Origin of the sequence: Pararhizobium mangrovi (genome assembly GCF_006516965.1) — a bacterium.
Lineage (GTDB): Bacteria > Pseudomonadota > Alphaproteobacteria > Rhizobiales > Rhizobiaceae > Pararhizobium_B > Pararhizobium_B mangrovi.
This window is the reverse complement of the sequence record NZ_VHLH01000002.1, coordinates 124061-137331: the sequence shown is the minus strand read 5'-3', so window position 1 is coordinate 137331 and position 13271 is coordinate 124061. Positions and strand designations below refer to the sequence as shown.

Annotated in this window: 13 protein-coding genes; 11 read left to right on the top strand and 2 right to left on the bottom strand. The window is 65.2% G+C overall.

All coding sequences use genetic code 11. The annotated features are described in order from the left end of the window. The first annotated feature begins 85 nt into the window (after positions 1-85). The 9 genes from FJU11_RS02295 (at position 86) to FJU11_RS02255 (ending at position 8667) form a co-directional block, all read left to right on the top strand. Positions 86-1012, top strand: a complete 927-nt coding sequence (locus tag FJU11_RS02295) for a calcium/sodium antiporter (protein ID WP_210242828.1) — start codon at positions 86-88, stop codon at positions 1010-1012. Between the two features lie 286 nt (positions 1013-1298). After that, complete coding sequence (gene rpsF, locus FJU11_RS02290) at positions 1299-1679, top strand: 30S ribosomal protein S6 (protein ID WP_141165394.1); 381 nt, start codon at positions 1299-1301, stop codon at positions 1677-1679. A 26-nt stretch (positions 1680-1705) separates the two neighbouring features. Continuing rightward, complete coding sequence (gene rpsR, locus FJU11_RS02285; protein ID WP_141165393.1) at positions 1706-1954, top strand: 30S ribosomal protein S18; 249 nt, start codon at positions 1706-1708, stop codon at positions 1952-1954. Between the two features lie 150 nt (positions 1955-2104). After that, on the top strand, positions 2105-3058 hold the full coding sequence (locus FJU11_RS02280; RefSeq protein WP_141165392.1) for a DUF2232 domain-containing protein: 954 nt from the start codon (positions 2105-2107) through the stop codon (positions 3056-3058). 47 nt (positions 3059-3105) lie between these two features. Beyond that, the gene (gene rplI / locus FJU11_RS02275; protein WP_141165391.1) at positions 3106-3744 is read left to right on the top strand and encodes a 50S ribosomal protein L9; all 639 of its coding nucleotides are present in this window, start codon (positions 3106-3108) and stop codon (positions 3742-3744) included. A gap of 235 nt (positions 3745-3979) precedes the next feature. After that, positions 3980-5299 (top strand): SAM-dependent methyltransferase, encoded by a 1320-nt coding sequence (locus tag FJU11_RS02270; RefSeq protein ID WP_141165390.1) that lies wholly within the window; start codon positions 3980-3982, stop codon positions 5297-5299. Positions 5300-5513: 214 nt separating this feature from the next. Then, a complete protein-coding gene (locus FJU11_RS02265; RefSeq protein ID WP_141165389.1) occupies positions 5514-7013 on the top strand; it encodes a replicative DNA helicase in 1500 nt (499 codons plus the stop codon). A 27-nt stretch (positions 7014-7040) separates the two neighbouring features. After that, a complete protein-coding gene (gene alr / locus FJU11_RS02260) occupies positions 7041-8222 on the top strand; it encodes an alanine racemase (protein WP_141165388.1) in 1182 nt (393 codons plus the stop codon). A 13-nt stretch (positions 8223-8235) separates the two neighbouring features. Next, positions 8236-8667, top strand: coding sequence for a hypothetical protein (locus tag FJU11_RS02255; protein ID WP_210242827.1), 432 nt, complete (start codon positions 8236-8238; stop codon positions 8665-8667). A gap of 10 nt (positions 8668-8677) precedes the next feature. Here FJU11_RS02255 and FJU11_RS02250 read toward each other — a convergent pair whose 3' ends face one another. Further along, positions 8678-9451, bottom strand: a complete 774-nt coding sequence (locus tag FJU11_RS02250; protein ID WP_141165387.1) for an HpcH/HpaI aldolase family protein — start codon at positions 9449-9451, stop codon at positions 8678-8680. 88 nt (positions 9452-9539) lie between these two features. Next, entirely contained in the window at positions 9540-10928 is a 1389-nt protein-coding gene (locus FJU11_RS02245; protein WP_141165386.1) for an MFS transporter, read from the bottom strand. Between the two features lie 217 nt (positions 10929-11145). On the opposite strand from FJU11_RS02245, the gene radA reads away from it, so the two are divergent. Beyond that, the gene (gene radA, locus FJU11_RS02240; RefSeq protein WP_141165385.1) at positions 11146-12543 is read left to right on the top strand and encodes a DNA repair protein RadA; all 1398 of its coding nucleotides are present in this window, start codon (positions 11146-11148) and stop codon (positions 12541-12543) included. A 61-nt stretch (positions 12544-12604) separates the two neighbouring features. Further along, on the top strand, positions 12605-13162 hold the full coding sequence (locus FJU11_RS02235) for a CvpA family protein (protein ID WP_141165384.1): 558 nt from the start codon (positions 12605-12607) through the stop codon (positions 13160-13162). The last annotated feature ends 109 nt before the right edge of the window (positions 13163-13271 follow it).

The following is a 13271-nucleotide window of genomic DNA, read 5'->3' as shown; positions in this document are numbered from 1 at the left end:
GCGGCACCCCCCAAATGCGCCGGGTGCGACCGGCGCCCCGCGGAGGGACGTGCGACCGGCATCTCGAGCGAGAAGAAAGGCAATCTTGACGAGCGACCTCCTCCTGCTCGCCGCCGGGCTCGTGCTGCTGTTCGCCGGAGGCGAAGGGCTGGTGCGTGGCGCGGTTTCGTTCGCAAACCGCCTCGGCATGCCGCCCCTCCTCGTCGGAATGACCGTCATCGGCTTCGGCACGTCGCTGCCCGAATTCCTGGTCTGCCTGCAGGCGGCGTTGCGCGGCTCGCCGGATATCGCCGTCGGCAACATCGTCGGCTCCAACATCGCCAACATTCTGCTCGTCGTCGGCGTCGCGGCCGTGCTCTCGCCGATCGTCGCCCGGGGCACGAGCCTTCTGCGCGATACCGGCGTCATGGTCGCGGCCTGCGTCGCGCTCCTGCTGCTCGGCTGGAGCGGAGGGATCGGCCGGGTGGCCGGTCTCGTCCTCTTCGTCTCGCTCGTCGTCTACCTCGCCGCCGCGATGCTGATCGACCGGGCGAAGGAGGTCGAACCGGACGAGGAAGCGGCGACCCGACTGTCGGGATGGGTCGAGGGGCTTCTGCTCCTCGGCGGGTTCGCCGCGCTTTTCGTCGGCGCGGAACTTCTCGTCGGTTCCGCCGTCCGGCTCGCCCGCGACGCCGGGCTTTCGGAGGCGACCATCGGCCTGACGGTCGTCGCCGTCGGCACCAGCCTGCCGGAGATCGCCGCGGCGATCTCGGCTGCAATGCGCCGCCAGGGCGCAGTCGTCCTCGGCAACGTGATCGGCTCGAACCTCTTCAATATTCTCGCCACGCTCGGCCTGACCGCGGCGATCCACCCCGTCGACGTTTCCGCCGACATCGCCCGGTTCGACGTGCCGGTCATGACCGGGCTCGCGGTTCTCCTCGGGCTGGCGCTCGCACTCGGCGGGCGATTCGGTCGCGTCCTCGGCCTCGTCATGCTTGCCGGTTATGCAGCCTACGTCGCGATGCTGCTTTGAATCGGGGCGCGCGCCGGCGTCCTGCCCTTGCGCTTCGTTCCAAAAGCCCGTACATGGCGCCTGTTCGAACGCCCGGTCATCTGGCTGGGGGCTGAACGGAGGGCCGGCGGCCGCTTTGGCGGTGCCGTCTCGGGCGACGAGCGCCCTAGCCTCCCGTGTCTCCGCTCTCGACCGTCTCGATCCAACGTCTTTCTTGCGCGGGCCATGCCGGCCCTCCTTGAGAAGTCGTTGAGGCTTAGCCGCCGATCGCCGGGCATGAAGAGAAGCAAGAAAGGTAACGAGCCACATGGCTTTATACGAACACGTATTCCTTGCCCGTCAGGACGTTTCCGGCCAGCAGGCCGAAGCGCTCGTCGAGCAGTTCCGCGGCGTGATCGAAAGCGGCGGCGGTTCCGTCGGTCGCGTCGAGAACTGGGGCCTGAAGTCCCTCGCCTACCGCATCAAGAAGAACCGCAAGGCCTATTACGTCCTCATGGACCTCGACGCGCCGGCACCGGCCGTCAAGGAGATGGAGCGCCAGATGCGGTACAACGAGGACATCCTGCGCTTCATGACGATCCGCGTCGACGAGCACGAGGAAGGCCCTTCCGCGATGATGCAGAAGCGCGATCGTGACGATCGCCGCGGCGACCGCGGACGCGGTGGTGCCGGCGGCCCCCGGCGCTAAGGCAAGAAGATCAGGAGCAACCGATAATGGTCGACATCAACCAGATCCCCACGCGCCGCCCGTTCCATCGCCGGCGCAAGACCTGCCCCTTCTCCGGTGCCAACGCGCCGCGGATCGACTACAAGGACGTGCGCCTTCTTCAGCGCTACGTTTCCGAGCGCGGCAAGATCGTGCCGTCGCGCATCACCGCCGTCAGCCAGAAGAAGCAGCGTGAACTCGCCCGCGCCATCAAGCGCGCCCGTGAGCTCGGCCTTCTTCCCTACGCGGTGAAGTAAGAAACGACGACGCGGACGGCGAAGAGCCGTCCGCACCATTCAGGCCGACCGCGACGGGCGCGGACAGGCCCTTTCGAAAACCCGAGTTGGGACCGTGGATCCTCTCAGGATCCATCGCGCCCCTAACTGCTTAAACGGCAGGACAGCGCTTTGACCAAGATCGACCGGCAATCCTTGCTGATCGGCCTTCTGGCCGGCATCGCGACGGCGCTTCTGTCGCTGAGCGCCGGCACGCCCTCCTCCGCCTCGTTCTTTCTCACCGCCAGCATGACGCTGCCGCTGCTGATCGCCTCGCTCGGCTGGGGCAACGCGGCCGCGCTCGTCGCCGTCGTCGTCGCCGGCCTGTCGATCGCGGTCCTGTTGCAGCCGCTGGCCGCACTCAGCATCCTGGTGACGAGCCTGCTGCCGGCAGCCTGGATCGGCTACCTCGCCAACCTCGCGCGACCGGCCGAAGAGGTCGGCGGCACGAGCGGCGAGCTCGCGTGGTATCCGCTTTCGCGGATCCTGTTGCACCTTTGCGGCCTCGTCACGCTCGGGCTGGTCGTTCTCGGCTTCGTCGTCGGCTACGGCAAGGACGTCATCGGACCGGTCGTCGATGCCTTCGTCCGCGTCATGCAGCAGCAGGACCCGACCTACCATCCGGACGCCGCGACGACGGCGCAGATGAAGGACCTGCTCGCCAAGCTGCTGCCCGCCGTGCAGGGCGGCGCCTGGGTCCTGATCCTGTTCTTTTCGCTCTACGTGGCGGCGGCGGTCGTTCGTGCTTCCGGCCGGGCGAAGCGGCCGCGCGACGACGTTCCGCGTGCCCTGCGCATGCCGCGCGCGGGTCTCGGCGCGATGCTTCTCGGTCTCGTCCTGCTCTTCGTCGGCGGCATTCCGGAACTGATCGGCTCGGCGATCTGCGGCGCTTTCGGCACGGGCTTCGTGCTCTCGGGCTTCGCCGTCATGCACGATCGCACGCGCGGCAAGCCATGGCGCATGGCCGTCCTGTGCTTCGCCTATGTCGCGGTGATCCTCTTCACCGTGCCGATCATCTTCTTTCTCGTTGCGGGCCTTGCCGAATCGGCGGGCGCCATTCCGGGCCGGCAGCGGGATCGCACCTGAAACGAACCGAAACCAAACGCACTACCTCCAAGGAAAGGAAAAAGACGATGGACGTCATTCTTCTCGAACGCATTCCCAAGCTCGGCCAGATGGGCCAGACCGTCAGCGTGCGCAACGGCTACGCGCGCAACTTCCTGCTCCCGCAGGGCAAGGCCCTTCGTGCGAACGAGGCCAACAAGACACGCTTCGAATCCGAGCGCGCGACCCTCGAGGCACGCAATCTCGAACGCCGCACGGAAGCCGAGGCCGTCGCCGAAAAGCTGAACGGCAAGTCCTTCGTCGTCGTTCGCGCAGCCGGCGAGACCGGCCAGCTCTACGGCTCGGTCGCCAATCGCGACGTCGTGGCGGTCCTGGCCGAAGAAGGCTTCACGGTCGGCCGCAATCAGGTCGAACTCAACAATCCGATCAAGGAAATCGGCCTGCACTCGATTCCGCTTCTTCTCCACCCCGAGGTCGAGGTTTCCGTCGAGTTCAACGTCGCCCGTTCGGCCGACGAAGCCGAGCGCCAGGCTCGCGGCGAGGATCTCTCCTCCGCCGATGCGATCTACGGAAGCGACGAGGAAGAGGAAGAAGAAGAGCTTGACGCCGATGAACTCTTCGACGATGGCGTTTCTCCAGACACCCTGTCCGAAGAGGAAACGGCCGAAGGGGAAGACGATACGCAGACGACGTCTTCCGACGTCTGACGCGTTGGCTCAACCGACATACGGCGTTGCATAAAAACGCCCTTCGAGTGCCCGTTTTCGACGGGCGCTCACTTTTTCGCCACGAAGGACTTCCGTTGACGGGACGACGGTAGTATCCCGGCTCACGACCTGACCGACGGGTTCAGGCGCCCCCCGCGCGCGCCTCTTGCGGTGCCGCGCCTCGAGCGCAATGATTGCCGCCGATCGCCCATTGTCGTGAGTTCGAGTAGACGTCATGCATCCCATATTCCGAAAATTCATCGCCGATACTGTGAAATCAGGCGACCTGACCATTACTTCCTGGAACGGCGAGGTGAGCCACTTCGGTGACGGCACCGGTACGCCGGTCCATATCCGCTTCACCTCCCGCGCGGCCGAACGGTCCGCCTTCCTCGATCCGACGCTGAAGATCGGCGAGTGCTACATGGACGGGGAACTCGTCCTGGAAAACGGCACCATCTACGATTTCCTGCATACGGTCTTTTCCAATTCGGGCGGCGGCGTCGGCCGCTCCAGAATGTGGCTCAAGGTCATCGACCAGGCGCGGCGCGGCATGGCACTTGCCGCCAAGGGCAACGACCTGTTGCGCTCGCGCGCCAACGTCGAGGCGCATTACGACCTGTCCGGCGAGATGTACGATCTCTTTCTCGACCGGGACAAGCAGTATTCCTGCGCCTACTTTCCGACACCGGAAACCGATCTCGAAGAGGCACAGCTCGCCAAGAAGCGGCATATCGCGGCCAAGATGCGGATGGATCGCGAAGAGCTGACGACGCTCGACATCGGCTGCGGCTGGGGCGGCATGGGGCTCTACCTCGCCCGCCACTGCCGCGCGGACGTGACGGGTGTCACGCTTTCCACCGAGCAGCACGGCATCGCCAACCGGCGCGCCAGGGAAGAAGGCATCGCCGATCACGCGGACTTCCTTCTCAAGGACTACCGCGCGCTCGAGCGGACCTTCGACCGGATCGTCTCCGTCGGCATGTTCGAGCATGTCGGGCGCAAGAACTACGCCGAGTTCTTCGACAAGTCCGCCAAGCTTCTTGACGAGAACGGCGTGATGCTCCTGCACACGATCGGCCAGGCCGACGGCCCCTCGCCGACCAACGCCTTCATCGAGAAGCACATCTTCCCGGGCGGCTACATTCCCTCGCTCTCCGAGATCATGCCGCATATCGAGCGGGCGGGCCTCGTCGTCACCGATATCGAGATGCTTCGCCTGCACTACGCCGAAACGCTGAAGGCATGGCGCGCGCGGTTCGTCGAGCATTGGGACGAGGCGAAGGCGCTCTACGACGAGCGGTTCTGCCGGATGTGGGAATTCTACCTCGCCGCATCGGAAAGCGCCTTCCGCTGGCAGGGGCTCGTCGTCTTCCAGATCCAGCTCGGCCACCGCGTCGATTCGGTGCCGGTCACGCGCGATTACATCTACGAGGAAGAGGCGCGCCTGAAGACGCTCGACTCGCGGAACGAAAGTGCGAGCGCCAGGGTGGAAACGGAACAGAAGCAGGACAACAAGCAGCCGACGGAGCCGATGCGCGCCACCGGCTCCTGAGTCGCAAGCGGTAAAACCGGCCTCCGGTCAAGGCTTGTCACACCCCTCGCCGTCTTTCGGCGAAGGGTGTGACCTTCGCGGCTGTGGAGTGCGTGGACAACGCGGATGACGGGCGTGTTCGAGGAAAACGTGCTATGCTTCGCCCTACCGGCGGCGTAGCACGGAACCGGCCGTATCCGCTCCGGCATCCACGCGAAGGGATCGCTCGCCCGCCATGAACGAAGCCGCACAGAAGCTCACGCTCGCCAGCGACAATACGGGTGCCAGCTATCGCGAGGCACCGAGCAACATCGAGGCCGAACAGGCCCTGCTCGGCGCGATGCTCGTCAACAACGAGGCGTTCTACCGCGTCTCGGACTTCCTGAAGCCCACCCATTTCTACGAGCCCCTGCACCGGAAGATCTTCGAGGTCGCCGGCGACATCATCCGCATGGGCAAGACGGCCAATCCCGTTACGATCAAGACTTTCCTGCCGGTCGAAGAGAAGGTCGGCGAGATGACGATGGCGCAGTACCTCGCGCGGCTCGCGAGCGAGGCGGTCACCATCATCAACGCGGAGGATTACGGTCGCGCGATCTACGACCTCGCGCTTCGCCGTTCGCTGATCACCATCGGCGAGGACATGGTCAACGTCGCCTACGATTCACCGCTCGACGCGCCCCCGCAGGCGCAGATCGAGGATGCCGAGCGCAGCCTCTTCGAGCTTGCCGAAACCGGCCGCTACGATGGTGGCTTCCAGTCCTTCACCGACGCCGTGGCGCTGGCGATCGACATGGCGGGTGCTGCCTATCAGCGCGATGGACACCTTTCCGGCATCTCGACCGGCATCCATTCGCTCGATGCGCGCATGGGCGGGTTGCAGTCCTCCGACCTCATCATCCTCGCCGGCCGTCCCGGCATGGGCAAGACGTCGCTCGCCACCAACATCGCCTTCAACATCGCCGCCGCCTTCGAGCCCGAAACGCAGGCGGATGGATCGACGAAGGCGAAAAACGGCGGCGTGGTCGGCTTCTATTCGCTGGAAATGTCGTCGGAACAGCTCGCGACGCGCATCATTTCCGAACAGACAGAGATTTCGTCCTCGAAGATCCGGCGCGGCGAAATCACCGAGCCGGACTTCGAGAAGCTGGTCGGCTGCTCGCAGATGATGCAGAAAATCCCGCTATACATCGACCAGACGGGCGGCATCTCGATCGCCCAGCTTTCCGCCCGCGCGCGCCGGCTGAAGCGCCAGCGCGGCCTCGACGTGATCGTCGTCGACTACGTACAGCTGATGACCGGTTCGAAGAAATCCGGCGAGAACCGCGTGCAGGAAGTGACCGAGATCACCACCGGCCTCAAGGCACTCGGCAAGGAACTGAACGTGCCGATCATCGCGCTGTCCCAGCTTTCCCGTCAGGTCGAGAGCCGCGAGGACAAGCGTCCGCAGCTTTCCGACCTTCGCGAATCGGGTTCGATCGAGCAGGACGCCGACGTCGTGATGTTCGTGTTCCGCGAGGAATACTACGTCAAGAACGAGGAACCGCGCGACGAGTTCGACCCGAAATACGAGGAGTGGAAGCTGAGGATGGAAAAGGTGCGCGGCGCGGCCGACGTCATCATCGCCAAGCAGCGCCATGGCCCGACGGGCACCGTGCGGCTCGGCTTCCAGGCTGACTTCACGCGCTTCTCCGACCTCGCCGATCCGTCCTACGGCCAATATGGCCATGACTGAACGCTGGAGACCATCCGGGCGGTTCGCATGAGGGCATCCGGCTTCCCCGATCTGCCGCGCGAAGCATTCGAGGCGGCCGCCGGCGCTCGCCTGACGGTCGATCTTTCGGCACTACGCGCGAATTGGCGCATGCTCGCCGACCGTGCTCCCGGCGCCGAGACGGCGGCCGTCGTCAAGGCCGACGCCTACGGGATCGGCATCGCCAACGCCGTTCCGGCTCTCGTCGCGGAAGGATGTCGCACCTTCTTCGTGGCGATGGCGGACGAAGGCTTGCGGGTGCGCGCCGCCGCCCCCGACGCACGCATCTTCGTGCTCAACGGCTTCTTCGCAGGCAGTGCCGCGCTTTATCGCGCCGGCGATCTCATTCCCGTTGCCGGCTGCCGTGCGGATATCGAAGCATGGTGCGCGGAAACCGATCGCACGAACCCGCCTGCCTTCGCGATCCAGGTCGATACCGGCATGAACCGTGCCGGGCTTTCGCCGGCCGAGGCGCTTGCCTATGCCGACGCCATGCGCGCCGGCGAGGCGCCGAAGCCGACGATGGTCATGACCCATCTCGCCTGCGCGGACGATCCAGACAACCCGAAGAACGCCGAGCAGCTCGCAGCCTTCCGCACGGTCCGCGAAGCCTTCGCCGGCATCGAAGCGAGCATGGCGAACTCGGGCGGTGTGCTGAACGGCCCAGCCTACCACTTCGACCTGACGCGGCCCGGCATCGCGCTCTATGGCGGCGAAGCCGTCGAGACCATCGCCAATCCGATGCGGCCCGTCGTGACGCTCGAAGGCCGCATCACCTCGCTGCGCCATGCGAAAGCGGGCGAGACGGTGAGTTACGGCGCGACGTGGACGCTCGAACGCGACAGCCTGCTCGCGACGTGCTCGCTCGGCTATGCCGACGGCTTTGTGCGTGCGGCCTCCGGTTCGGGCGTGCCGCTGCGCGAGGCAGTTCCGCAGGGCACCCGCGGCTTCGTGAACGACACGCATGTGCCGCTCGTCGGGCGGGTGACCATGGATCTCACGATCTTCGACGTGACCGATTGCGTGACGCCGCCGCGGGCGGGAGAACACATCGAATTCTTCGGCGCGCACGTCGCGCTCGACGACGTCGCCCGCGCGGCCGGCACGATCGGCTACGAGCTTCTGACCGGCCTGTCGCAGCGCTACCATCGACGCGTCATGACGGGACGTCCTCCCGAACCGACCGGATAATCACGAGGCGACAATGGACGAGAACGAACTGGAAACCGAACGCTTCGGATGCGAAGCGGGTCTGCGGATCGTCGTTCAGGTGCCCGAAGCGCATGAACGCGACATTCGCGACGCGGTCGTCGCCGAGGCGGCGCTTTCGTGGGGCGATTACGACCGCGTGAGCTTCACGACGCGTTCCGGCACGCAGCGTTTCCGCTCGCTCGGGACCGGTCACAACGCCGCGACGCCCGATACGGTCGAGGTCGAATGCGTCGAGCTATCGTTCTTCCTCGCAAGCGACGCCCCATTGGCGAAGGGCGTGCTGCATGCGATCTACGCCGCCCACCCTTACGAAGAACCGGTCGTCTTCGTCACGCCGTGCCTCCGCACGCGCCACGTCCGCGGAACGGACGAGGATAATCCGAACCGGTTCTGGAACCGCAGCGACGTCGACTGGGCGCCTTGATCGCCTGGCTTCACTTCTTTGACGTCACCGGATATCGACCGCGAAGATCGGCAAGGGCCGAGGTGAAGAGCGCGATGTCGGCGCCGACGGCGACGAAGGTCGCTCCAAGCTCGAGATAGCGGTGGTTCAGCGCCTCGTTGAAGGTCAGGATGCCGGCCGGCTTTCCCGAAGCCTGGATCGTCTCGATCCCGCGTTCGATGAGCCGCTGGAACTGCGTGTCGGCGATACCGTCCGTCACACCCATGTCGGCGCCGAGATCGGAGGGACCGATGAAGACGCCATCCACCCCTTCGGTCGAGGCAATCGCACTGAGATTGTCCATCGCTTTCCGACTTTCGGCCTGGACCAGCAGACAGACATTCTCGTTGGCCTGCTGCACATAATTCCTGACGGTGGAAAAGCGCGAGGCACGGGCGATCCCCGCCCCCACGCCGCGCTTGCCGACGGGCGGATATCGGACGGCACGTACCAGTTCGGCGGCCTGTTCGGCGGTTTCGACCATCGGCACAAGAAGCGTTTCAGCGCCGATGTCGAGCAACTGCTTGATCATCCACGCCTCGCCCATGGGCGGGCGGACGACGACCGCCGACGGGGAGGATTCGAGCGCCTGGAGCTGCGCGAGGATGCTGCGCAAATCGTTCGGCCCATGCTCCCCGTCGATCACCAGCCAGTCGAAACCGGCATGGCCGATCAGCGACGCCACATAGGGGTCGCCGGCCGCGACCCAAAGGCCGATCTGCCGATCGCCCGCTGCAAGCGCCGTCTTGAACCGGTTTTCGATCACGTATCGAACTCCCTTTGGCGTCTGGTGGAGCGAAGTTCGCCTGCCCTTCCGGCCCGCGTTTTACGGACGGGCCGGAAGCATCGTCCGGCTATTTGGCCGCCAGACGGCGCGCCTCTTCTTCGTTCGCGACCGTCGGCGACGAGCCTTTCAGCGATTTGCCGGCGGGCTCGCGCATGAAATAGATCGACACGACACCGACGACGCCGGCGAAGACGAGGATGTAGGCCGGCATCATGAGATTGCCCGTCCACTTCACGAGTGCCGCGGCGATCAACGGCGTCGTGCCGCCGAAGAGCGAGACCGACAGGTTGTAGCCGACCGAGGTCGCGCCGTAGCGCATGCTGGTCGGAAAGAGCGTCGGCAGCGATGACGGCTCGGTGCTCATGAAGCATACGAGCATCAGCCCGATCGGCAGCGTGCCGAGGAAGACCGACGTGTAGTCGCCGCCACGGATCAGGTAGAACAGCGGCACGGAGGCGACGACCAGCAGGATCGATCCCGTCATCATGATCGGCTTGCGGCCGATCTTGTCGCTGAGGAGCCCGAGGAAGGTGACGATGACGAGGATGATCGCCATCACGATCACGATGATGATGAGGGCCGGGTTCGACGCGATGTCCAGCTGTTCCGACATGTAGGTCGGCAGGTAGCCCGTCAGCATGTAGTTCGTGACGTTGAAGCTGAGGACGAGGCCGATGCACACGAGGATCGGCTTCCACTGGCTGGCGATCGTCTCCTTGACCTGCTGGACCGAACTGCGTTCGTCCATCTTTTCGTCGTCGTCCTGCTTCTCGTAGGCGGGCGATTCCTCGAGCTTCATACGCAGGTAGAGGCCGACGATGCCGAGCGGCAGGGCGAGGAAGAACGGCAGCCGCCAGCCCCAGGAGATCATCTGCTCGTGGGAAAGCGTTTCCTGAAGGACGATGACGAAGACCGCGCCGCAGATGTAGCCGGCGAGCGTGCCCACCGGCAGGAACGAGCACAGGTGCCCGCGCTGGCGGTCCGGCGCGTGTTCGGTGAGGAAGGTCATCGCGCCGACATATTCGCCGCCGGTCGAAAAGCCCTGGACGGCGCGCAGCACGAAGAGAAGGATCGGCGCCGCAATACCGATCGCCGCATAGCCCGGCAGCACGCCGAGGCCGAACGTGCCGCCTGCCATCATCAGCACGGTGATGGCGAGCACGCCTTGCCGGCCTATGCGGTCACCGAGGAACCCCCAGAAGATGCCACCGATCGGACGCACGAGGAACGAGACGGCAAGACCTGCGAAGGAGGCAAGCCCGGCGAGCGACGAATCGGAGAAGAAGACCGCGCTGATGATCGGAATGATGTAGCTGTAGACGCCGAAATCGTACCATTCGGTGAAGTTGCCGATCGCCGTGCCGGCGACGGTCTTCTTCAGCCTGCTCGGATCGGAAATCGTGACGTCGTCTACCGACTCCACGTTCGAACGGTTTTTCGCCTTGTCGTCCGACATGTACTGCCCCTCTCGTTTTATCGTTGTTTGCAAGCCGTTGGGACACACGCGTCGGCGTCCGGATTGCGGAAGGTTTCGTTAAAAACAGCAAAAAGGTGGCAAGGGTTCCCCCCTGAGTTCACATTGTACAAATCGAACCCGTTCCGCCGTCCTCGTCGTCGGCGACCTTTCGGCAAAGCCGCGCGCATCGCGGTGGCGAATCGGATAGGCAGGATGGATGGTCAAGTCGCGCACCCGTTTCGTCTGCCAGAACTGCGGCGCCGTCTATACGCGCTGGGCGGGCAAGTGCGATGCCTGCGGCGCATGGAACACGATCGTCGAGGACGATCCGACGTCCGGCATCGGCGGCGGGCCGGGCAAGACGCCGAAGAAGGGCCGCGCCGTCGCCCTCACCTCGCTGTCCGGCGAAATCGAGGATGCACCGCGCATCGGCACAGGCATCGGCGAACTGGACCGCGTCACGGGCGGCGGCTTCGTGCGCGGTTCGGCGATCCTCGTCGGCGGCGATCCGGGCATCGGCAAGTCGACGGTTCTCATGCAGGCGGCCGCAGCGCTTGCGCGTGGTGGATGCCGGGTGATCTACGTCTCCGGCGAGGAGGCGGTCGCGCAGGTGCGTTTGCGCGCGCAACGCCTGAACGCGGCCGATACGGACGTCATGCTCGCCGCCGAGACGAACGTCGAGGACATTCTCGCGACGCTTGCCGAAGGCCCTCGCCCGGATCTCGTTATCGTCGATTCGGTGCAGACGCTGTGGAGCGACCTCGCCGAATCGGCGCCCGGCACCGTTACGCAAGTGCGCATGGGCGCCCAGGCCATGATCCGCTTCGCCAAGCAGACCGGCGCGACGGTCGTGCTCGTCGGCCACGTGACCAAGGAAGGTCAGATCGCCGGTCCGCGCGTTGTGGAACACATGGTCGACGCGGTCCTTTATTTCGAAGGCGACCGTGGCCATCACTACCGTATTCTGCGCACCGTCAAGAACCGCTTCGGCCCGACCGACGAGATCGGCGTCTTCGAGATGTCGGATCTCGGCCTGCGGGAGGTCGCAAACCCTTCCGAACTCTTTCTCGGCGAGCGCAACGAAAAGTCGCCCGGCGCCGCGGTCTTCGCGGGCATGGAGGGAACGCGCCCGGTTCTCGTCGAGGTGCAGGCGCTTGTCGCACCCTCGACGCTCGGCACGCCGCGCCGCGCCGTCGTCGGCTGGGATTCGGCCCGCCTTTCGATGATCCTCGCCGTGCTCGAGGCGCATTGCGGCGTACGGCTCGCCCAGCACGACGTCTATCTCAACATCGCCGGCGGCTATCGCATTACCGAACCGGCCGCCGACCTCGCGATTGCGGCCGCGCTCGTTTCGTCGCTGGCCGGCCTTGCCCTGCCTGCGGAATGCGTTTATTTCGGCGAAGTCAGCCTGTCGGGGGCCGTGCGGCCGGTCGCGCACACGGCGCAAAGGTTGAAAGAGGCGGAAAAACTGGGGTTTCAGCAAGCCGTCCTGCCTTCGCGCACGGCCGATCTTCCGGGCGAGCGCGCCGGTTCATGGACGGAAATCGAAACCCTGCCCGACCTCGTCGCGCGGATCGCCGGTTCCGCGGGCCTTGCCTCCGGCGAAGACGAGTGAGAAGGACGCTGATTGCCGGCGCGTTGCGATCGGACCGACCATCGGAGACGAAATAGCCACAATGCCCATCACGATCCTCGATGGAATCGTCATCGCCGTCATGCTGTTCTCGGCGGTCCTCGCCATGGTTCGCGGCTTCTCCCGCGAGGTGCTCTCGGTCGTCTCCTGGGTGCTCGCGGCCGCTGCGGCGTATTTCTTCTATCCCGACCTCACCCCGCTCGCGAGCCGCTACACGCAGAGCCCGCCGATCGCGATGATCGGGTCCGCCGCGATCATCTTCATCGTCGTGCTCGTCGTCGTCTCGCTGATCACCATGAAGATCGCCGATTTCGTCATCGACAGCCGGATCGGCCCGCTCGACCGTGTGCTCGGCTTCGTCTTCGGCGCCCTGCGCGGCCTGCTCCTCATCGTCGTGGCGATGATGTTCTTCAACTGGCTCGTTCCGAAGCAGCAGCCGGACTGGGTCGCGGAAGCGAAGACGAAGCCGATGATCGATTCGCTCGGGCAACGGCTCGAAAACGCGCTGCCGAGGCATGCGGACACCAAGCTGATGGACACGCTGCGCGGCAAGGACGACGACAGCCCGGACACGCCGGACGACAATACCGACGCGCAGTAACACCGGTGCATACGGCCGAAAGCCGGGCGCAGTACCGTTTAAAACGTGCGCTTCCGGTGTTACATAGCGGGCAGGCAACCGCGCGACCCGTCGTACCCTGCGACGTCCG

Coding starts and splice junctions, on each gene's coding strand:
- rpsF (WP_141165394.1), top strand. CDS start 1,299: ATGGCTTTATACGAACACGTATTCCTTGCCCGTCAGGACGTTTCCGGC.
- rpsR (WP_141165393.1), top strand. CDS start 1,706: ATGGTCGACATCAACCAGATCCCCACGCGCCGCCCGTTCCATCGCCGG.
- rplI (WP_141165391.1), top strand. CDS start 3,106: ATGGACGTCATTCTTCTCGAACGCATTCCCAAGCTCGGCCAGATGGGC.
- FJU11_RS02270 (WP_141165390.1), top strand. CDS start 3,980: ATGCATCCCATATTCCGAAAATTCATCGCCGATACTGTGAAATCAGGC.
- FJU11_RS02265 (WP_141165389.1), top strand. CDS start 5,514: ATGAACGAAGCCGCACAGAAGCTCACGCTCGCCAGCGACAATACGGGT.
- alr (WP_141165388.1), top strand. CDS start 7,041: ATGAGGGCATCCGGCTTCCCCGATCTGCCGCGCGAAGCATTCGAGGCG.
- FJU11_RS02255 (WP_210242827.1), top strand. CDS start 8,236: ATGGACGAGAACGAACTGGAAACCGAACGCTTCGGATGCGAAGCGGGT.
- FJU11_RS02245 (WP_141165386.1), bottom strand. CDS start 10,928: ATGTCGGACGACAAGGCGAAAAACCGTTCGAACGTGGAGTCGGTAGAC.
- radA (WP_141165385.1), top strand. CDS start 11,146: ATGGTCAAGTCGCGCACCCGTTTCGTCTGCCAGAACTGCGGCGCCGTC.
- FJU11_RS02235 (WP_141165384.1), top strand. CDS start 12,605: ATGCCCATCACGATCCTCGATGGAATCGTCATCGCCGTCATGCTGTTC.